Source organism: Endozoicomonas sp. PH6C (assembly GCF_059322965.1).
On sequence record NZ_CP185342.1, the window covers coordinates 4,752,973 to 4,777,344 of the forward strand.

The 24,372-nt window shown below is 39.1% G+C and carries 7 protein-coding genes; 5 read left to right on the top strand and 2 right to left on the bottom strand.

Annotation, left to right across the window (positions count from 1 at the left end; all coding sequences use genetic code 11):
• Positions 1–79: 79 nt before the first annotated feature.
• Together ACOMG9_RS17575 and ACOMG9_RS17580 are read right to left on the bottom strand one after the other, a co-directional pair.
• Positions 80–1,936 (bottom strand): hypothetical protein, encoded by a 1,857-nt coding sequence (locus ACOMG9_RS17575; protein WP_494529184.1) that lies wholly within the window; start codon positions 1,934–1,936, stop codon positions 80–82.
• Positions 1,937–2,759: 823 nt separating this feature from the next.
• Positions 2,760–4,568 carry a hypothetical protein gene (locus ACOMG9_RS17580; protein ID WP_494529185.1) on the bottom strand — a complete coding sequence of 603 codons (1,809 nt, stop codon included), beginning with the start codon at positions 4,566–4,568 and terminating at the stop codon, positions 2,760–2,762.
• 468 nt (positions 4,569–5,036) lie between these two features.
• Between ACOMG9_RS17580 and ACOMG9_RS17585 the strand changes: the two genes are divergently transcribed.
• The 5 genes from ACOMG9_RS17585 to dgt all read left to right on the top strand — a co-directional run bounded on the left by ACOMG9_RS17585 (position 5,037) and on the right by dgt (position 24,314).
• On the top strand, positions 5,037–9,974 hold the full coding sequence (locus ACOMG9_RS17585; RefSeq protein ID WP_494529186.1) for a hypothetical protein: 4,938 nt from the start codon (positions 5,037–5,039) through the stop codon (positions 9,972–9,974).
• Positions 9,975–10,336: 362 nt separating this feature from the next.
• Positions 10,337–15,409, top strand: a complete 5,073-nt coding sequence (locus tag ACOMG9_RS17590; protein WP_448217858.1) for an OTU domain-containing protein — start codon at positions 10,337–10,339, stop codon at positions 15,407–15,409.
• Positions 15,410–15,938: 529 nt separating this feature from the next.
• Positions 15,939–21,095, top strand: a complete 5,157-nt coding sequence (locus ACOMG9_RS17595; protein WP_448217859.1) for a hypothetical protein — start codon at positions 15,939–15,941, stop codon at positions 21,093–21,095.
• A gap of 190 nt (positions 21,096–21,285) precedes the next feature.
• Positions 21,286–22,548, top strand: a complete 1,263-nt coding sequence (locus tag ACOMG9_RS17600; protein ID WP_448217860.1) for an SGNH/GDSL hydrolase family protein — start codon at positions 21,286–21,288, stop codon at positions 22,546–22,548.
• A 308-nt stretch (positions 22,549–22,856) separates the two neighbouring features.
• Positions 22,857–24,314 carry a dGTPase gene (gene dgt, locus ACOMG9_RS17605; RefSeq protein WP_494529187.1) on the top strand — a complete coding sequence of 486 codons (1,458 nt, stop codon included), beginning with the start codon at positions 22,857–22,859 and terminating at the stop codon, positions 24,312–24,314.
• The last annotated feature ends 58 nt before the right edge of the window (positions 24,315–24,372 follow it).

Below are 24,372 nucleotides of genomic sequence, written 5' to 3' on the forward strand. Positions count from 1 at the left end.
TTCTTTCTGGCCGCATCATAGCCCTGAATAAGCAGACAGCCCAAGGCTTCAGCCTTTTTCAAGTATCTGGCCAGTTGGTTCAATATACGTTCAGCAATGATAGCAGGTACTCCCTGAGCCTTGAGTCATTAATTAACTTGAAGAATTCGTCAAGCTGTTCTTTATCATAACCGGTATTCTGATCGAATATGTGCTGAATCAGTACCTTGGTTGCCAAAATATCACGAATATCCTTGCTTTCTGTGTTTTTGATTTCATCAAATAATTCATTGTTCTCACCCTGTACCAACTTTCTCTTAACTTGTGTATCGAGACGCCAAACTTCTGCATTGGGGCAGTGGACCAGCCATACAACATCCAGCAGATCAGGCATGGCGTTTTTTGCCTTAATGATTTGCTTGTTTGTCTGACGACGAAGCGGTGAGTCCTGGTTAAATTGATTCAGTGCTGCTGCCTTTATTTCTGGCTGATAGTCATTCACGAAAAATGACTCAAGGCCTGTGCCTTGCCAGAATGATTGAAGATGTTCGTTCACCTGAGTTTGAAAATGACGCCATTGGTAAAAAGGAATCTTATTCATTGTGATGGCTTTGGTCAGGTTGATATCTCCTGTAACCAGGGTTAATGGTTGAGAGAAGTAAGCCAGAGCATTGTAAGCATTGTCGTTATCAATAAAACCAGAATCGATAAACGTTATTTTTCTATATTCAGAGACAGTAGGGTCACAATCGCTATACGTTATTTTTTTATATTCAGAGGTTGTGCGCTGACAATAGCTATTTGATGCACTGTTTGATTTGTAATGAACATTGCCAAAACCCAGTTCACTGAGCATTTCTTTAAAGGATTCTGTTGATAACATTGACCATTTAAGGTCGGTAACAATTTTTATGTCACCCGGATCTATTCTTCTGATAATCTCCAAATACTCTTTCAAGAAGGCTTCATCGTCGTAATAAGCGGTATAATACGACACGTTCTGAATAGCTTCTGCCTGAGCATCCAAATCACTATGACCCGTAAGAGCAAGTCCCAGCCATGGCCTATCTTGCAGTAATTGCTTTAAATCTTCATACAGTGAAGTTGACGTTTTGTCATCTGAAATTTCGTAATTATCAACTTTCTCGATCAGTTCTGAGTTAAAGGGTAACCCAAGGTGCAGTTCACCCAGACCAAACCTTGGCGTAGCAATAGAGAACTTATGTTGTTCTGTTTTAATTGAGCACTCTGTAAGATTTTGACACAAATCATAACCTTCAAACCGAAAGTCCGAGATGTAGTTCATGGTTTGACGATTCAAAGGAATAGATTCAAGGCTACTGACTCCAGATCTTTGGTGAAAATTTTCTACCAGCCATAAACTGACAATAAAGCTCTCAGCCAAACTCTTGCCTCCGGCACCAATATTAGAATACTGACCAATTCCCAACCAGTTGGATGTACTGGGGATTCTCATTCCTGCCCAGGTTGACAGGGAGAGGGTAAAACTTCCGAACTCCATCTGCATCGAACTGGTGTCGTATTCCTGCCTTTCATCCTTAAAAATCCAATTAATTTTCAGATCAGAAGCTTCAGAAAAAACACGGTAGAGCTTTTTTTTCTGAGATTGAGTGCTCTGTACAGTCAATTCAACAGGAATATTGTTAAAAGCTTTATCACGACGAAGCTCTTTGTTGACTTCCAGTAAACAGGCAAAGTCATCCAGACCATCTTCGGCTATTGTTGCCAAAATCAGTTTTGGCTCATTGGGATAATAAACATAGGGCCTTGCATTCAGTGCCAGCAACCATTTGACTAAGGACGATTTGAGGTTGATCTCCCTGTCATCCATATCGACTTGTGTAGCGCAGACCGATGATGGCAAAAAATTAAGGAAAAGAGCCAGTAACAAAATCATCATTAATGTAAAAGTTTTGTAGACGTTTTTTAGCTGCATAATGTATCAGACCTCCTATGAAACAAGCGTACCTGATACCGACAATTTTTGCGGGTTACGATTATTTGCATCAGATAATTGAGAAATCAACGCCTGTATTGAGGCAGGCTGTTATAAGTACCTAACCATAGAATCTCTCTGCTGAAAGCTAAAACCTGACATCTTTCCTGATCGATTCGATGTAGCAATCACAATCAGAGTCTATGATAGTTCCGTTAACAGGATAGAAATAGTAGTTCATTTTTTATGAAGTGCATCAATATCACAGGAAGATTTTTTAAATGACATCAACCCGATTGAAAGCCATGTGATGTATTTCCTGAATTTCCTCAGATATAAAAGATGAACAAATGACAAAAAACTTTAGTTCCAATCATAGGTAAGCAAATGTTTTTGAAACAAGCTACTCTTCACTCGCTAAAGATTTTAGTAAAGAGTACCCAGCCAGTGACGTTCAATAGACAAAATTTCAAGAAATTAAAAGTACTCAGCCATACGGAATCGAATATTTCTGGCTTATTGGGCAGGTGCTCTGCAAGGCGCAACGACGGGAACATGGGGGCGGGGCAAAACATCGGCTATGGCTCTGCCCAGACTGGGTTTTTCAGCAATGATTAAACGCATCAGGTCAACAAAAGTTACATCAGATCAATGGTACAGCTGCCTATAATAAGTTTCTTTCTGGCCGTGTCATAGCCCTGAATAACCAGACAGGCCAAGGCTTTGACCTTTTCCTAAGTATCTGGCCAGTTGGGTAAGTTTCTTTCTGGTCCTGTGTTAGCCCCGAATAACCAGACAGGCAGGGTCTCCGGGGTTTCTGGTGCTAATGTTTGTTTAGCAATGGTATCAGGTATTCTCTGAGCCTTGGATCCTGAATTAACATGAATAATTCGTCAAGCTGGTATTGATTAAAGCCCGTACTCTGATCACGACTGTGCTGAATCAGCACTTTGGTAGCCAAAATATCCCGTATATCCATACTCTCCGTCTGTTTGATCTCATGGAACAATTCATCGTTCTGCCCATTCTCCAATCTCTCTCTGACCTGTGTATCAAGATTCCAGAGTGCATGACTGGGACGATGGACCAACCATATAACATCAAGTAGACCGTGCATGGCGTTGTGCGCACTAATAATTCGCCTGTTTATCTCACGACGAAGCGGTGAATCAAGGTTAAATTGGTTAAGTGCTGCAGCTTTTATTTCCGGCTGATAGTCACTCACAAAAAATGACTCAAGGCCTGTGCCTTTCCAGAGTGATTGGAGATGCTTATTTACATCAGTTTGAAAGTAGTGCCATTCGTAAAAAGGAATCTTATTCATTGTGATGGCCTTGATCAGGCTCATATCTCCTGTAACCAGAGTGAGTGGCTGAGAGAAGTAAGCAAGAGCATTGTAAGCACGCTCGTTATCGATAAAACCAGGATTGATAAAAGTAATTTTTCTATATTCAGAGCCAATGCGATGAAAATAGATGCCAGACCCACCTCTTGATTTGTAATGTATAGTGCTAAAGCCCATTTCATACAACATTTCCCTAAAGGCTGGCGTGCTTAATATTGTCGATTTAGTGGGGGTAACAATTTTTATTTCACCCGGCTCTATTCTTCTGATAATGTCCAGATACTCTTTCAAGAAGGCTTCATCTTGATAATAAGCAGTATAATACGACACGTTCTGGATAGTTTCTGCCTGAGCATTCAAATCACGATGCCCCGTAAGAGCATACCCCAGCCATGGCTTATCTTGCAGCAATTGCTTTAAATCTTGATGCAGCGAAGTTGATGCTTTGTCCACTGACATTTCGTAATCATCAATTTTTTCGATCAACTCAGAGTTAAAAGGCAACCCAAGGTGCAGTTCACCCAAGCCAAATTTTGGCGATGCAATACAGGATTTATCCTGAGCTGAATCAAGGGAATATTTCAAGTAGGGATGATTAACATTATGATTATAATGTCCTAAGTCTGAAAGGAAACTTCTATTTCGACGACTGAATGTCAGATTAGCAAAATTATTAACACCAGAACTCTGATAATAATTTTCTGTTAACAATAAATCGTCAGTAATACTAACGTCCAAGCCTTTATCCATAGCCTCAATATTAGAAAAGTGACCAATTCCCAACCAATTGGATGTTTTGGGGACTCTCATTCCTGACCAGGTAGACAGAAACAGGGAAAAGCTTGCATACTCCATCTGCATTAATCCAGTCAAGTATTCCTGCCGTTCATCTTTATAAATCCAATTAATTTTCAAATCAGAAGCTTCAGAAAAAGCACGATAGATCTCCTTTTTTTGAGATTCAGTGCTTTGCACTATCAGTTCAACAGGAATGTTGCTAAAAGCTTTATCATTACCAAGCTCTCTGGTTACTTCCAGTACATAGGCAAAGTCATCTGTACCTTCTTCGGCTATTGTTGCCAAAATCAACCTTGGGTCATAGGGAATAAAGCTGTATGGCCTTTTGTTCAACGCAAGAAACCATTTGATTAAAGAAGATCCGGGGTTGATCTCCCTGTCACCCATTTCGACTTCTGTAGCACAGATAAATGATGCCATAAAACTAAGCATTACTGCTATTAAACACATTGTTGCTGTAGAATTTTTGTGGAAGCTTTTTAGCTTCATAATGTATTAGACCTCCTGTGATACAAGCGATAAGCGCAACTCATATCAACAATTTTTTAATGGGATATAACTGTTAGCTTGAAATAAAACAGATATAGTAGTTCATTTTCACTGAGACACATCAGTATCACAGGACATGTTTTTGTTGAATAACAATAGCCTGATCTAAAACCATGTCTATATCTCCCGAAAAAACCCTGAAACTGTATGGACTGAATGAAGAACACTCAACGTTATACGGAAAAATTATGATTCATCATAGAACCCAATTCGAAAAAATCAGCCTGGACGGAGTAGTTTCCTCCGATATAAAAGAGGATCAAATAAGAATAAACTTTAGTTCCAATCATAGTAAGGCAGATACTTTTAAAACAAGCTACCCTTCACTCGCTATAGATTTTAGTGAAGAGTACCCAGCCAGTGACGTTCAATAGACAAAATTTCGAGAAATTACAAGGATTACTTAGTATGGCTTTTACCGCATTAACCAGATTTAATAAGAAAAGTATTAAGACTATCCTATTGTCAATAAACCTGATAACAGGGAGTGCTCTGGCAATAACCGAAGATCAAAAAAGCATACTAAAACAACTGACCCTTCAAGAGTATGTAGAGCTTGATCGAGAAATTAAAGAAAAAAAATTGTATGTGCAGGCTAAATTTTACATTGATAAAGCGATGGCAGGTGTTAATAGAAGAAAAAGAAATGTTTTTTTTAGAAGAAAAAATAGGGAAATAGCTAAGAAAATGGGGGTTAAGGCTAGTCATAATACAATCAAGTTTGGTATGCCTTATACCCTACTAAGGACGTTTAATCTTGTTCAGGCAATGATTCACTATGGTAAAGTAGAACCTATTAAGCAAATACCAATAGCCGATACTGATCAAGTAATGCCTCATAAAACTAATAAAGCAGCCAGTGTCGTTGAAGACTATGTAGACAAATTATTGGAAAGAGCTAAACAAACGCCCACAACGGATACTAGTATGGTAAACCTCTTCTATGAAGACCGAAGTCATCAAAAAGAAGGAACAAGTATTATTAAGACAGAAAAAAATAAAGACTTTAATTTTCAATCAATATACCCAAACAACAATCTATATCATCTAATTCGCTTAGCAAATGATCCAGACTTCCATCCAGATCATCAACTGCACCTGCTACGTAATGGTGAATTTGTTTTGACCCATGTCAATATAATTCGGCAGGGAAATTTAGAAGATGGAGATAAAATAATCTACCTGGATAAATTCAGACCATGTAAACCTGAACCAACATCACCCACGAGAAACTCCGCATCCAGAGCCAGAGAGATTTATATTGCTGTTGATAGACTTCAAGCCTTTCTTGATAAGAGGTATCCAAACAAATTCATATTCATCATCAATGAACAAAATTTTTTTCAGATTTTATTGGATTTTGTAGCACCCTATGGTTGGTGGAAAGATGCATTTTTTAGAATAGAGTTTAATTTTGATAATATTGGCAACGAAGGACCACAAGTTTATGTTAAATATGCACCAAGGGTAGCCAATCTTTATGGTGAACGCCTTTGCCTGATGCAGATTTATAAAAATTCTGAAAGATTCAATCCCGGCTATAGCAAATGGTGGTGGTCAAATTGTTGCAGACGTGTGCGCTATGGATCGGACATTTTTACTGTAGAAGAGCTTATTTTAAACGTTATAAATCATATTACAGCTGACTTCGAGATAAGATCAGAAGGTATTCTTTCTCGCAATAAGCATAGCGAGCTCCCCCAGGATTTAATTATAAAAGAAATAATCAAAGTCAACGATCAAGCAAAAGAGGTCAACAAGTCTGTTTATGTAGAAACAGATCACAATAAGATAAAACAAAGTGTACATAAAACATTAAAAGATGGAGAAGATCCAGTTTTTGATTACTTGTTTTTTGATGACGAGTCCGATGCAGAATTCGATAATACAGAATCAATAAGAACAGATATTTTTATTCCTGTTGAAATGTATGCTGAAGCTAAAATTGTAGAATCTGATTACACCTCAATTAGAGATTTTGATGACCTGATATATGAAGCCAGAAAGAAGTCGGGATTTAAAATACCAAAAGACATTAAACCTGTTGTTTATTATAACAATGAAAAGCTGGATGAGAATAATTACAAAAGAGCTTTGGATCGTATAAGGAATGAGAATATAAAATATATAAAAAAAGAAAGAATAATAAAAAAGAACAAAAAAAAGCATAACGCCCTGACGATGATAGTTAAAGTCCCTGAATATGAAAGTCGAGCTTTTGAAAAAGCTACAGCTAGTTCACTCACCCATTATATTCCAGAAAACCCGTATCAGAAGCCGCTCGATTGTCACAAGCCAGCTTGCATATTTGAGGTAGGCAAACCCATAAAATGGGAGATACATTTAGTTGAAAATAAGAAATTGGCAAAAGCTAATAATATGCTTTATCAATACAAACTTATTTTACCTTTAGAAACACAAAAGACAACAGAACGCTACAGAGGAGGAGCTCAGTATGGAAGTTGCGCCAATGTCTGGATACCCACTATTAGAGATAACATGTCAGATGTTGAAAAGAAATTCGCTTTGATGTCAATGTATGATTTATCAAGAAATAAATTTAAAATTCCAAACAATCTCAAAAAAAACTCTGTTTCAAACCTTGGTAACAATATTATTACCAAATCATTATTGACGCCACAGAACGATTTCTGGTTGCCAACTCAGGCCAATTTGGAATTTTTGCTGCAAAGAGTTCAAATGTCTCTCCTTCTCAGTAATGAGGACTACTCAATTGCTGAGGAAAATAATGTTTTTTTTGAAGGTCTCATTAGTGGAAATATTGATGAGAGTGTTATCAAGGATTTGGGATTTTTTATTGGCTACCTGGCTCCAAGTCTGAGATATGTATCAAGAATGAATAATCCTGACAAGGTAGAAATTATTTATCGTATTGTTTTAAACTATCTCATTGAATTTTGTGTCAGGACTCTGACCTCTAACGAATTTGACGCAAGTTCTGAAATAGTCAAAAAACTTATAGAAAAACCGGAGCAATTTAGCCTGAAGAGCTTGGAAGACATCCACAATTACAACAAAAAAGATATTTCTGTAGCTTTTAACGTATTACAAATTGTTGATTTCCTTTTCGGAAAAACCCTCTTTAATCCTTTTTATAAAGAGGCTTCCGATTTTTATTTTTATGATAATGAGCTAGAAAGTCTTCAGCTTAATATCAAGAATATTCATAAAATTATTGATGGTGGAAAAAATCTTATTCCACTATTTTTCAGTCAACTGTTGCCAGCCGCAAGGTATTTCTCAGGTGGTCTTGATTTCGAAAGCAACAATTTTTTAAATAAATTCACTTTAAGTATTTTGGAAAAATTTTCAAGTCGAACAACAAATAAAGATATAAAAGCTTCACTGCAACTTTTCCTGAAAAAAACAGGACCAAAGCCGGATATTTTCAGTAAAGAAAAAACGGAGGAATTAATCACTTTATTCAGGAGAAATACTCCGAATCTCTTGGTTAATGCTCTGAATGAACAAGGTAGTTTCGAACAAACCTGTTACCATTGTGGTGAACTTTATCAAACTGAAAAACCTATAAGAGGAAAAGGGAGTCGTAAAAACAAAAACACGGGTAAGTCAAAAGAAACCCTCGTCAGACCTTTTCACAGAGCCTGCATGGAAAAAGACAGACGCATCAGGCAGCAAGCAGGGCAGTTATTTAAAGAGATGGAAAAGAGCTATCCCAAAAAACAGCTATATGGTCCTGATTATCACTATAACCCTGTCCCCGACGGTTTTGAGCTGATAAGAATCAATGGCGATGGTAACTCTATGTACTCGTCCATTGCAGAGATATTCAACAGGCATGCATGGTCAGAACAAGCGGCTCAATGGAACCAGCAAACAGTAAGAGAGATCATGGATTATAATCTTCGTGAGATTTTTTCCACGATACAGGCTCATCCCGACAAACACAATCTGATGCAGGAGCTTGAGCTACTCTTGGGGATCGATGCTGGCATTATTCCAGCGATCCTCGATAACAATTTTATTACTGATTCAGCCTCTTTCGCCCACCCAGAATCAGACAGATTGCAACAATTTGGCGCTGCCCGGCTGATTGCCCTGCTAGTACCGACACAGGGTGTCTGGTTCCCGGTGATTACACAAGGTCAGGCTGGGCCTTATCATGAGATTTATGACCTGAGGCGCTGGGTCAATTTTGCTCCTGACCTTTTGGCTATGCTATTACAAAACGAAAACTATACCTTTCCTGATCTCTCTGAAAGTCAAAGGGCAACACTTTTACAGTTGTTGTTAAACCAGAATTTCGATCAAGCCAAGCTCTTCGTCTCCCATATTCTGAAAGCCTCCTATCAGTCTTCAGCTTATCTTATCCACTACCCTGGTTCAGTAGCTCTCATAGAACACTTTGATGCAGCAGTAAGCATTGAAAATTCCCGGAATATCGAGGTTGGAGAGACTTTTGAAGCTCTTTCCATCGATGAAAATAATAGAAGAATGAGGTCTGATACTGTTTCTTCGGTTTCAGCCAATAAGACTGACAGTGAGACATCAGAAAATCACGACCCCTTATTGTTAATGATTCAAACCAGTTTTGAAATGATAAGTATTAATGGTGATGGTAACTGTATGTACTCGTCTATCGCAGAGATATTCAACCGGAATGAGCAGTCAGGACAAGCAGGCATATGGGACCAGCAAACAATAAGGCAGATTATGGATTACAACCTGCGTCAGATTTTTTCCACGATTCAGGACCATCCTGACAAGGAAAAACTGATGCAAGAGCTTGAACTACTGTTGGGGATCGACGCAGAGGTTATTCCAGCCATTCTCGATAATAAGATCATTACTGAATCAGCTTCTTACGCTCAATCGGACTTAGCCAGATTACAACAATTTGGCGATGCCCAGCTGATTGCATTGCTAGTGCCGACTCATGGTGTCTGGTTCCCCGTGATTACACTAGGTCACCAAAGCTCTCATCACGAGATTTATGACCTGAAGCGCTGGGTAAGCTTTACTCCTAATCTTTTGGCTATTCTGTTACAAGACAAAAATTATGATTTTCCTGATCTCTCTGACAGTGAAAAGACGATACTTTTACGGTTGTTGTTAAGCCAAAATTTTGATCAAGCCATACTCTTCGTCTCCCAAATTCTCACAGACTCCCATCAGTCTTCAGCTTATCTTATCCACACTCCCAGTTCAGAAGCTCTCCTGGAACACTTTGATGCGGCAGTAAGCATTGAAACGCCCCCAAATGTGGAGTTTAATTCGTCACCAACTGTAGAGGACCATAACCCCCTATCGTTAATGATTCAAGCCAGGCTTGCAGTCCACACCACACCAACCAATACTCTATAGGTTAACAACCTCCCTGCCCGCTCAAGAGGTTGTCACCAAAAGCCGGTAATCGGGATTACGAATAACTTAACGGCTTTCCTATATGGCTGCATACCGCTTCAGCACCCCTTCCAGACGAGCCTAAACTACACGACAAATTCAACTGTTTCTTTCATAGAATTGACAAAGATAGCTGCAATGAGGCGGCTGGTAAGCGTCGTGTAATCCATAGGCTCTTATTCACTTGAACATGAGTTCCAGTAATGGCAAAGCAGATGTTTTTAAAACAAGCTACTATTTACTCGCTACAGGTTTCAGTAAGGAATACTCAGCCTGTGACGTTCGATAGATAAAATTTCAAGATATTGTAAGGCTTACTAAGTATGGTTTTTACAGTGTTGACCAAATTGAATAAAAAAAGTGTTCCTCTTATCGTTTTATCGATAAATCTGATTTCAGCGAGTGCGCTTGCAATAAACGAAGATCAAAAAAGCATACTAAAACAACTTACCCTTCAAGAGTATGAAGAACTTGATCGAGAACTTAGAGAAAAAAAATTGTATGTGCAATCTGAATATTACATAAATCAAGTGATGACTTCTATTGACAGAAGTAAAATAAATCTTTTTTTTAAAAGAAAAAACAGGAAAATCGCTAAGGCAATGGGGGTGAAGGCTAGTGATAATACCGCCAAGTTTGGTATACCTTACACCCTGCTAAGAACGTTTAATCTTGTTCAGGCAATGATTCATTATGGTAAAGTAGACTCTATCAACCAAACACCAATAACAAATATAGATAAAGCAAAACTTGATAAAAGTAATAAGGCAGTTAATGCTGTTGAAAAATATGTAGACAGATTAATATCAAAAAGAACTGAGCAAACGCCCATAACAGATATGAATTCGGTAAATCTGTTTTTTGAAGACCGAAATCTTAATCATAAAATAACGCGTAATATTAAGGGATCAAAAAACAAAGACTTTGATTATGATTCAATATGTCCAAAAGACCATCCAGATTATAAAAAACACCTGCTACACTTGCGAGACGAATTTACAGACAAGAGACTACACCTAGTTCGCAAAGGAGAATTTATTTTGACCCATGTCAATATAATTCGGCAGGGAAATTTACAAGATGGAGATAAGATAATCTACCCATACCGCTTTAAAAGATTCAAACCTGGCGCAATATCACCCAAAAGAAATTCGGCATCCAGAGCCAGAGAAATTTATATCGCTATTGATAGGCTTCAAAACTTTCTTGATAAGAGGTATCCAAAGAAGTTTAGATTCAGTATCAGTGAAAAAAATATGTTTAAGGTATCACTGGATTTTGTAGCACCCTATGGTTGGTGGAAAGATGCATTTTTTAGAATAGAGTTTTATTTTGACAATATTGGCAACGAAGGACCAGACATTTATGTTCAATATGCACCAAGAGTATCCAATCTTTATGGACATGTTCTCTGTCTGATGCAAACTTATAAAAATTCTCAAAGAACCAGTGACGGCCCTCCCAAAATGTATGGTGGCATGGACCAGTGGTGGTGGCATCATTGTTCCGGACATGTGCGCTATGGATCGGAAAATTTTTCTGTACAAGAGCAGATTTTAAATGTTATCAACTTTCTGACAGCTGACTTCGATATAAGATCAGAAGGTATTCTTTCACATAATACTGATGGAGAGAAAACTCAGGATGTGATTACAAAAGAAATAATCAAAGTTAATACTCTGGCAAAAGATATTGAAACGTCTGTTTATGTTGAAACAGATCCTAATAAGATAAAAAAAAATGTACGTAAAAGAATAAAGCCAGACAAAGATCCAAGCTTTGATTATTTAATTATGGATGATGAGTTCGATAATGCAGAGAAAACAGAATCAATAAGGCCTGATATATTTATTCCTGTCGAAATGCATGGTGAAGCTCAGCTTGTAGAACTTCACTCTACCTCGATTAGAAATTTTAATGATCTGATATATAAGACCAGAAAGTGTTCGGGATTTAAAATACCAAAAAATGTTGAACCCACTGTTTATTATAAGAATAAAGAATTGAACGAGCATAATTTTCAAAACGTTTTATATGACATTAGGAGCAAGAATACAAAAAAGAAGAAAAAAGAAGGAAAGATAAGAAATAATATCCTGACACTGATTGTTAAAGTCCCTGGTTATGAAAGGCTAGCGTTTGAAAATGCTATAGCCAGTTCGGTTAACTATTATGTTCCAGATAATCTTCGTCGACTGACGTACAACGACAGACATAACGAAAGCGTGGAAGTCGAAGACATAGCCAAGAAAGGAAAACCCATAAAATGGGAAATACATTTAGCTGAAAAAAAGAAATTAGCAAAAGCTAATACTATGCTTAACCACTACAAACTTATTTTACCTTTAGAAAAGCAAAAGACAACAGAACGCTACAGGGGGGGAGCTCAGTATGGAAGTTTAGCCAATGTCTGGATACCTACTATTAGTGATGACATGTCAGATGTTGAAAGAAAATTTGCTTTGATGTCAATGTACGACTTATCGAGAAATAAATTTAAAATTCCAAATAATCTTAAAAAAGACTACGTTTCAAATCTAGGGAATAACATTATTACCAAAGCACTACTAACACCACATAACGATGTGTGGTTGCCAAATCAGCCCCGTCTAGAATTATTACTGCAAAGAGTTCAGATGGCTCTCCTTATAAGTCACGAAAATTATTCAATGGCTAAGGAAAAAAATGTTTTTTTTGAAAGTCTCATCAGTGGAAATATTGATGAGAATGTTATCAAGGATTTAGACTTTTTTATTGGAGAACTGGCGCCAAGCTTGAGATACCTATCCAGAATCAATTATCCAGATAAGAGAGAAGTCGTTTATCGTATTGTTTTAAACTATCTCATTGAACTATGTGTCAGGACTCTGACCGCTAACGAATTTGACGCAAGTTCTGAAATAGTTAGAAAACTTATAGAAAATCCGGATCAATTTAGCATCGAAGACATCCACGCTTCCAACAAAAAAGGTTTTTCTGTAGCTTTTAATGCATTACAAATCGTTGATTTCCTTTTTGCAAAAACTATCTTTGATCCTTTTTATAAAGAAGCTTCTGATATTACTTTTTATGAGAATGAATTAGAGAGCCTACAGTTTAGTATCAGGGGTATGCGTAAAATTATTGATGCTGAGAAAAATCGCATTCAACTATTTTTCAGTCATATATTGCCAGCAGCAAAGTATTCCTCCGGTGATCTTGATTTTGAAAGCAATGATTTTTTAAATAAATTTACCTTAAGTATTTTGGAAAAGTTCTTAAGTCGAACAACAAATGAAGATATAAAAGCTTCACTGCAAGCTTTTCTAAACAAAAAAGAACAAAAGCCAGATATTTTCAGTAAAGAAAAAACCGAGGAACTAATCTCTTTATTCAGGAGAAATACTCCAGAGCTTCTGATTAATGTTCCGAATGGACAAGGCGGTTTCAGGCAAACCTGTTACCATTGCGGTGAAGTTTATGAAACTGAAAACGCCATTAGAGGTAAAGGTCGCAGTACAAACCGAAAGACCAAAAAAGCAAAAGAGACGCTGGTAAGACCTTTTCATAAAGCCTGCATGATTGAAGACAAACGCATCAGGGAACAAGCAGGGCAATTATATAAAAAGATGGAAAAGGGATACCCCAAAACACAGATTTATGAACCCTACTATTCTCATCATAATCCCGTCCCCGAAGGTTTTAAGCTGATAAGGATTAATGATGATGGTAACTGTATGTACTCGTCCATTGCAGAGATATTCGACAGGAATGGACCGTCAGAACAAGCAGGCAAATGGAATCAGCATAGGGTAAGGCAGATTATGGATTATAACCTTCGTCAGATTTTTAACATTATTCAAGGTCATCACGACAAAAACAAACTGCTGCAGGAGCTTGAGCTACTATTGGGGATCGATGCAGATGTTATTCTAACTCTACTCGATAACAATGTTATTACTGATTCAGCTTCATTTGCTCATTCGGATTCAGGCAGATTGCAACCATTTGACAATGTCCAGCTTATTCCCTTGCTAGTGCCGACACAGAGTATCTGGTTTCCGGTGATTACACAAGGTCACGATGGGCCTTATCACGAGATTTATGATTTGAAGCGCTGGGTCAATTTTGCTCCTAACCTTTTGGCTATGCTGTTACAAAACAAAAATTATACCTTTCCTGATCTCTCTGAAAGTCAAAGGGCAACACTTTTACAGTTCTTGTTAAAGCAGAATTTCGATCAAGCCATGTTCTTCGTCTCCCAAATTCTGATAGCCTTCCATAAGGCTTCAGCTTATCTTATTCATTACCCAGGTTCAGTGGGTCTCATGGAACACTTTGATGCAGCATTAAGCATTGATACTCTCCAGAATATAGAGGTTGATGAGGCTTTTGCGGCTCTTTCCATCGATGAAAATAATAAAAGAATGAGGTCAGATTCTGTTTCTTCGGGATCATCCACTGAGACTGACAGTGAGACTTTAGAAAATTACGACCCCCTATTATTAATGATTCAAACCAGTTTTGAGCTGATAAAAATTAATGGTGATGGTAACTGTATGTACTCGTCCATTGCAGAGATATTCAACCGGAATGACCGGCCAGGGTATGCAAGTGCATGGGACCAGCAAACAATAAGGCAGATTATGGATTACAGCCTGCGTCAGATTTTTTCCACGATTCAGGACCATCCTGACAAGGAAAAACTGATGCAAGAGCTTGAGCTACTATTGGGGATCGACGCCGACGTTATTCCAGCCGTTCTCGATAACAATGTCATTACTGAATCAGCCTCTTTCGCGCAATCGGCCTTAGCCAGATTGCAACAATTTGGCGATACCCAGTTAATTGCATTGCTGGTGCCTACGCAGGGTGTCTGGTTCCCGGTGATTACACAGGGTCAGCATGGGTCTCATCACGATATTTATGACCTGAGGCGCTGGGTAAGTTTTGCCCCTAATCTTGTGGCTATTCTGTTACAAGACGAATATTATGAATTTCCTGATCTCTCTGAAAGTCAAAGGGCAATGCTTTTACAATTGTTATTAAGCCAAAATTTTGATGAAGCCAGGCTCTTTGTCTCCCAAATTCTGACAGACTCCCATCAGTCTTCAGCTTATCTTATCCACTCCCCCAGTTCAGAAGCTCTTCAGGAACACTTTGATGCGGCAGTAAGGATTGAAACGCCTCTGAACATGGAGGTTAATTCTTCAAAAAACAATCTGAATGTTGAGTCTTTTGAAGATCTTTCCCAAGATGGAATTAACAAAAGAATGAGACCTGATCCCGCTTCTTCAGTTTCAACCAATGAAACAGACAGTGAGACACTACAAGACCACAGCCCTTTATCGTTAATGATTCAAACCAGAGCTGAAGCACTTCTTACCTTGCCAGGCACACCGGCCAATTTCATGTAAGTTATCAACCTCCCCGTACACTGAACAGTGTGTCAATAAAAGCCGGTTATCGGGACTATGAGGTAACTTTACCGGCTTCCCAGTGTCTCGCTACATGGTGTATCAGACACACTAAGTACCTGGCCAGTTGGTTTCGCATATTCTGGCGAGTGGATTTTTTCATCCTTCAAGGCGCAACACAGGCGCGTAGCCATAGCTACGCAACCAGAGTTGGAACGCAGAAGGATGGAAAAAGCCGCCGTCCAGAATATGCGAAACCAACTGGTTAGGTACTTATGTGATGTGAGCCTGACCTGAACGAAAAATCCCACTGTTTGCTTCAGAGAATGAACAAAGATACCACATTGAAGCGGCTGGTTATCGTCTTGTAATCCATTTGGCCCTATTCACCTAAACATCAGTTCCATTAATAGGAAAGCAGATGATTTTAAAACAAGCTACTATTCACTCGATACAGTTTTTAATGAGGAGTACTCAGCCAGTGTCGCTCAATAGACCAAATTCCAGAGAATTATAAGGATCGCCAGGTATGGTTTTTACTGCGTTAGCCAAATTGAGTAAAAAGAGTATTCATCTTATCTTTTTATCAATAAACCTTATATCAGGGAGTGCTCTTGCAATAAACGAAGATCAAAAAAGTATACTAAAACAACTTACTTTTCACGAGTATGAAGAAATTGATCGAGTACTTAAAGAAAAAAATTTGTATGTGCAAGCTAAATTTTACATTGATAAAGTGATGTCAGGCGTTAATCGAAGAAAAAGAAATAATTTTTTTAAAAGCAAAAATAGGGAATTGGCTAAGAAAATGGGGGTTAAGGCTAATCATAATACGACCAAGTTTGGCATACCTTACACCCTGTTAAGGACGTTTAATCTTGTTCAGGCAATGATCCATTATGGTAAAGTAGAATCTATCAAACAAACAACAATAATAAATTCAGACCGATTAACACTTGATAAAATTAATAGAGCAGTCCGTGTTGTTGAAGACTATATAGACAGATTATTATCAGAAAGAGCTGAGCAAACGCCCACAGAGGACATGGAATTGATAACTCTGTTCTTTGAAGACCGAAATTGTGCAAAAAAAATAACGCGCATTATCAAAGCCCAAAAAAATAAAGACTTTAATCTTCAATCGCTATATTCAGTCAACCATCCTGAATATGAAATATACATGCAACGTAGTCCAAACTGCCGGTCATTGCATCTGCTACGCAATGGAGACTTCATCTTGACCCATGTCAATATTATTCGGAAAGGAAACTTACAGAATGGAGATAAAATAATTCACACAGTTCCCTTAAAAAAATTCAAACCTAACCCAATATCACCCAAAAGAAATTCCGCATCCAGAGCCAGAGAGATTTATATCGCTATTGATAGACTTCAAAATTTTCTTAATAAGAGGTACCCAAAGAAATTTAAATTCAGTATCAATGAAGAAAATATGTTTATGGTAACACTGGATTTTGTAGCACCTTATGGTTGGTGGAAAGATGCATTTTTCAGGATAGAGTATTATTTCGACAATATTGGCAACGAAGGACCAGTCATTTATGTTAAATATGCACCAAAGGTATCCTATCTTTATAGCCATAATCTTTGCCTGATGCAGACTTATAAAAATTCTCAAAGAGTCAGTGAAGGGCCTCCCAAAATCTATGAAGGCTTTGATCAATGGTGGTGGTTTCATTCTTCCGGACGTGTTCGCTATGGATCTGAAAACTTTTCTGTAGAGGAGCAGATTTTAAATACCATCAATTTTCTGACAGCCGATTTCGATATACGATCAGAAGGTATTCTTTCAAAGACCAGGTATCTAACACCTCCTCAGTTTGAAGGTATTCTTTCAGAGATCAGGTCTCTAACAAGCACCCAATTTCTTATCACATATGAAATATTCGAAGTTAATACTCTGGCAAAAAAAAACAACAATTCTGTTTATGTAGAAACGGATTATAACAAGATAAAAAGAAGTGTGAATGAAAGAATAAAAGATGGAGAAGACCCAGATTTTGATTATTTAGTTATTGATGATGAGCTAGATAACTCAGAGAAAGCATTATCACTAGGGACAGATATTTTTATTCCTGTTGAAATGCACAATGAGGCTGAGATTGTAGAATCCACTTATACTTCGATAAGAAATTTTGACAATCTAATAAATGAGGCCAGGAAGAAGTCGGGATTTAAAATACCAGAAAATGTTAAACCTATTGTTTATTATAAGAATGAAAAACTGGATGAGTATAATTTTCCAAAGGTTTTACATGATTTAAGGAAGAGAAATATAAAAAAGAATAAAAAAGAACAAAAGGAAGGAAAAATAAAAAATAACATCATCACGATGATTGTTAGAGTTCCTGGTTATGAAAGGCCAGCGTTTGAAAATGCCATAGCCAGTTCTGTTACCTATTATGTTCCGGAAAATCCTCGTCAACTGACGTATAATGAGAAACATAACCAAAACTACCAATTCAAAACCACAGCTAATAAAGGCAAACACATAAATAACGATATAGGTAAACCCATAAAAAGCAAGGTAGTTAAACCCATAAAATGGGAAATACACTTAGCTGTAAAAAAGAAATTGGCAAAAGCTAATACTATGTTTTATCAATACAAGCTTATTTTTCCTTTAGAAACACAAAAGACAACAGAACGTTATAGAGGAGGAACTCAGTATGGAAGTTTTGCCAATATCTGGATACCCACTATTAAAGATGATATGTCAGACGTTGAAAAAAAATTTGTTTTGTTGTCAATGTATGACTTATCAAGAAATAAATTTAAAATACCAAACAATCTCAAAAAAGCCTCCGTTTCAAATCTGGGTAATAACATTATTACCAAAGCATTATTAACGCCACAGAATGATGATTGGTTGCCCTCTCAGGCCCATTTGGAATTATTGCTGCAAAGAGTTCAGATGTCTCTCCTTATAAGTCATGAAGATTATTCAATTGCCAAGGAAAACTACATTTTTTTTGAGTGTGTTATCAGTGGCAATATTGATGAGAAAGTCATCAAAGATTTGGGATTTTTTGTTGGGCACCTGGTTCCGAGTCTAAGATACGTCTCAAAAATCATTGGTCCAGATAAAGTAGAGGTTATGTATCGTATTGTTATAAACTATCTTATTGAAGTCTGTGTAAGGTCAATTACCTGTAACGAATTTGACAGAAGTTCTGGTATAGTCAAAAAAATTACAAAAAAACCAGAACAATTTGGCCTGGAGGACGTTTACACTTCCAACAAACAAGGTATTGCTTTAGCTTTTAATGTGTTACAAATTGTTGATTTCCTTTTTACAAAAACCCTCTTTACTCCTTTTTATAAAGAGGTTTTCGATTTCGTTTTTCATCAGAACGAGTTAGAAAATCTTCAGATTATTATCAAGGGCATGCGTAAAATTATTGATGGTAAAAAAAACCCTATCCCACTTTTTTTCAGTCACTTGCTCCCTTCCGCAAGACATTACCCGGATAGTTTTAATTTCGAAAACAACGTTTTTTTAAATAAGTTCACCTTAAGTGTTTTGAAAAAAACCGTAAGTCGAACAACAAATAAAGATATAAAAGCTTCATTGCAAGCTTTTCTAAAAAAAACAGAACAAAAATCGGATATTTTCAGTAAAGAAAAAACTAATGAATTAATCTCTTTATTCAGAAAAAATACTCCCAGGATTCTGATTAATGTTCCAAATGGACAAGGTGGTTTCAGACAAACCTGCTGCCATTGCGGTGAAGTTTATGAAACTGAAAATCCCATACGAGGGAAAGGACGTCATACAAACCGAATCACTAAAAAAACAAAAGAACCGCTGATAAGGCCTTTTCATAAAGTCTGTATGATTGAAGACAAACGCATCAGAGAACAAGCAGGGCAATTATATAGAAAGATGGAAAAGGGATACCCCAAAACACAGGTTTATGAACCCTACTATTCTCATCATAACCCCGTCCCCGAGGGCTTTGAACTGATAAGAATTAATGGCGATGGTAACTGTATGTATTCGTCAATTGCAGCGATTTTCAACAAATATGAACCGTCAGGACAATGGAACCAGAAAACAATAAGACAGATTATAGACTTTAACCTTCATCAGATTTTTTCCATGATTCAAAATCACCCCTACAAGGATATACTGATAGAGGAGCTTGAGCTGTTATTGGGGATCGATGCCGACATTATTCCAGCGGTTCTCGATGATAATGTCATTACTGACTCAGCCTCTTTCGCACAGTCTGGGTCAAGCACATTGCAACCATTTGCCAGTGCTCAGTTGATTGCCTTGCTAGTACCTACACAGGGTGTCTGGTTCCCGATAATTACACAAGGTCACGATGGACCTTATCAAGAGTTTTATGACCTGACATACTGGGTCGATTCTGCTCCCAACCTTTTGACTATGCTGTTACAAAACGAAAATTATACCTTTCCAGATCTCTCTGAAAGTCAAAGGACAACACTTTTACAGTTATTGTTAAACCAAAAATTCGATCGAGCCAAGCGCGTCATCTCTCAAACTCTGGCAGCCTCCCATCAGGCTTCAGCGTATCTTATCCACTACCCCGGTTCAGTGACTACCTTGGAACACTTTGATGCAGCAGTAAACATTGTCACGCCTCAGAATATGGAGATTGATGAGGCTTTTGAAGCTCTTTCCAACGATGAAAATAATAGACAAATGAGGTCCGGTTCTGTCTCTTCGGTTTCAGCCAATGAGACTGACAGTGAGACTTTAGAAAATAACGACCCTTTATTGTTAATGATTCAAACCAGTTTTGAACTGATAAAAATTAATGGCGATGGTAACTGTATGTACTCGTCCATTGCAGAAATATTCAACCGGAGTGGGCGATCAGGACAAGCAGGCGACTGGAACCAGCAAATAATAAGGCAAACTATCGATTATAACCTTCGACAGATTTTTTCCACGATTCAGGCTCATCCTGAGAAGGAAAAACTAATGCAAGAGCTTGAGCTATTATTGGGGATTGATACTGACGTTATTCCAGCCGTTCTCGATAACAATGTCATTACTGATACGGCCTCTTTCGCTCAATCGGATTTAGCCAGATTGCAACAATTTGGCGATTCACAGCTTATTGCACTGCTCGTGCCGACACATGGCGTCTGGTTCCCGGTGATTACACAAGGTCACCATGGGTCTCATCACGAGATTTATGACCTGAAGCGCTGGGTAGTTTTTGCTCCTAACCTTTTGGTTATGCTTTTGCAAAACAGCAATTACACATTTCCCGATCTCTCTGAAAGTCAAAGAGCAATGCTTTTACACTTGTTGTTAAAGCAAAATTTCGATCAAGCTAATCTCTTCGTCTCCCAAACTCTGACAGACTCCCATCAGTCTTCAGCTTATCTTATCCACACCCCCAATTCAGAGGCTCTCCTTGAACACTTTGATGCGGCAGTCAGGATTGCTCCCGACCGGAATATAGAACTTGATTCGCCACAAATCGCTCAGCTCGATGAGACTTTTGAAGAAATTTCTATCGATGGAAATGATAAAAGAATAAAGTTTGATTCTGCTTCTTCTGTTTCAACCAACGAGACTGACCCTAAGACTTCACAGGATTACAACCCCTTATCGTTGATGATTCAAAGGATCACAGGGGCATTCTCTACCACTTCAGGCACACCCACCAATACTCAGTAAGTTAACAACCTCCTACATCCCACAGCGAGTATCGAAAATCTTACCAAAAAGCTGGTAACCGGGATTTTAAAGTAGCTTTATCGGCTTTTGCATGGCAACAGGGCCAAAATAAAGATTAATACAACCGCACGGGGAGAGTAATCCACTATAATCCTCAGCTTTTTAGTAACTGCTCTATTAGGGTTTCAATATGATTCGTAGTTGGCTGGGTCTGGTATTACTGCTGTTGTCGTTACCCGGTTTGGCATATGAAAAACTTTTTTATCCCAAATTCACCGAACGTTTTTGCTCGCAGGAGGCACAGCCTGTCAGCAATGTCTTTGTGGTGGGTGACAGTAGCGTTGATTCGGGTAATTTCTATAACTACAGTCGATTCCTTACAGGTAGCGGTACACTGAATGAACGTCAAATGTCACTTTATCCCTGGAGCGGTCGTATGTTACCGGGCTTTATTTTTGGCAGTTTCTGTGGTGCCATACCTGGTGCCAATTATCATGGAGGGCGTTTTTGTGATGATCTGATGGCACCAGAGCTTATTGCCAGAGCCCTTTATCTGAATACCTCCAATAAAACCGAGTTTGTCGATCAGTCACATGGTGGCAGTACGGTGGTCGGTTTTTCAGAGGTGTTAACGGATTTTTTCTGGTCGTTTCTGTTTGGTGAAAGTCAGTTGGCCAATATCAGTTTTCTCACCAATAGCATCAGAGGTGGAAAGCCTATTCTGAGTTCGGTCGAGGAACAGATAAATCACCTTGTGCAACATCATGCACCCTTTTCTGAGGATCAGATTTTTATGTTAGCCGGTGGCGCTAATGATTATCTCAACCGTTACTGGAATTATCGTCTGGTGGTTACCAAGCTGTCAGCGGCTATTGAAAACCTCTATGCCCATGGAGCCAGAACCATTTTCTGGGGAACGGTTCCCGATGTCACTAAAACCCCCTGTTTGCGCAATTCAGAAGATCGTCAGGAAGTACGTGAGGTGATCGTCAATCATAACCGATTGGCTACGAAAGCGTTTTTTCGGCTGAAAAGACAGTATCCTGACCTGTTACTCCTGTTTTTCGATTACAACAGAATGTTTGACATTTTGTTAGAACATGCCCGCCAGCAAGATGTTGACACTGAAACCCCCTGTCTCGATGTCACCTTCAGAGGCTGTTCTGATAATGCCCAGGTAGATATCTGCGAGAGTCACAAGGCGAGCCCCTGCAAAAACCGCAGTGATCATTTTTATGTTGATTCCGTTCATCCATCAAGTACGGTACAGAACTGGATATTCAACTTTAACTGCAAAATGCTGTCTATGCTCAACTATGAAGTGAAGTGCCCGGAGATAGATCGCAGGCTTGCTGACGATCTGCTGCTGCATTATTTTACCGGCAAGCCAGGCTATCTGGAGCGGGAATATGTTCAGTTGATATTTGAAGGGCGATGTCCGGCAGAATTCTAGCAGCCTGTCGGACTTAAGCGCCCGTAGCGAGGATTGCGAGAAATTGAGGATAAAAGTTTCTGCTTCTGAGGAGAATAGCGGGGCTATTTGACGAAGAAGCAGGAATTTTTAGACCAATTTATCGCAACCGCAGTAGGGCAGACTTAAGTCCGACAGGCTGCTAGTCCAATCTTGAACGGCTGTTGCTTGAAAAGCATCTATAATATTCCCTTTCATTCCTTTGGCTAAAACCCTATGTCCTTAACCTGCTGGCTTTTAGCCTATAGAGAGCCAGGTCAAACCTCACCTTCAAACAGATCCTGCCGACTATGATCAGCATGAACTATCTGACTAAACTCACCTGCGCTCGCCCAAGACTCAGTTCTGTCGAACCGGATCGGGACCTGTTAACTGAAACAGAAAGCAACCGGGGGCGAATCATTCAGTCAGCGGCCATACGTCGGCTGCAACAAAAGACTCAGGTTTACCCTTTGGAAACCAATGCCGCTGTTCGCAGCCGCCTGACGCACTCTCTGGAAGTGCAACAAACCGGTCGTTTTCTGGCACAGACGATTCTGCAGCGCCTGTCAGAAAGCGGCCAATTAACATCGCTGGGATTAGACAATCAGGACACGGCTTTTATAAATCTGGTAGAAATGGCCTGCCTGATGCACGACATTGGCAACCCTCCATTCGGTCATTTTGGCGAGGCGGCTATCAGCCGCTGGATGCAGGATAAAGCCGGGCTATGTTATGAAAAAGCGTGCAAAGGTCAGAAAGCCCGGTCAGCCTTACTGGAGTCAACCCTGCTGCCAGACTTGTCTATTTACGAAGGCAATGCCCAGGCGTTAAGAATTATTCATCACCTTCAGGATCTAAACCTGACCTATTCCCAGATGGGCGCGCTTATGAAATACACCCGTACGCCCTATGAGCCCAGACCCGACAAAGGCTCACCCGATGCCTATCGCAAGAAAAAGCCGGGTTACTTCTTTTCCGAAGCCATTCTGGTCCGTGACATCTGGCAGCATCTGGCTATCAATGAAGGTTGTCGCTTCCCTCTGGTTTATATCATGGAAGCCGCCGACGATATTTCCTACTGCATTGCCGATCTGGAAGATGCGGTCGATAAGGGGATTCTCTCTTTCCGCGATCTTCGCTTCAGTCTCTATGAAGTCTGGGAGGAATTTACTGAATATAACGAGTATTTGCCCAATATCATGGAGTCTGCGGTCAAGAGAGCCGGCAACAACAAGCAGGAATTTATTATCCGGCTGCGCACCCGGTTGGTAAGAGATCTGGTGGATTATGCTGCAAATCGTTATCTGCAAAAGCATCAGGCGATCTTTGACGGGACGCTCGATGAGCCTCTGATTGACGGCCAGTCTGACCAGCATCTGGCACTGCAGACCCTGAAAACCGTTGCTATCCGCTATGTCTTTACCAGCATGGAGAAGGAAACTCCGGAACTCAGGGGCTACTCTGCCCTGATGGGACTGATGGATATTTTCCAGCCTTTGCTGGAACTGAGCCGTGAAGAATTCGCCAGTCTTACTGAAAAAGATTCCAGCCGACATTTTATCGAGCAACGTCTTTACCACCGCCTCTCTGGCAAACATAAAATGGCGTATCACCGGGCAGTGAAATCATTGCCTGGCAGCAATTACTCCGCTCAAGAACAGGATGAGCTGGAATGGTATTACCGGGCAAGATTATTGATTGATTACGTCAGCGGGATGACCGATCACTTTGTGTTAACCGAGTTTCAAACTCTTTCTGCTATCTGAGTCAAAAAGCATAAGTCGTCATTGTTCAAGCCTCTCACTGGAACTCTTTATTAGAACG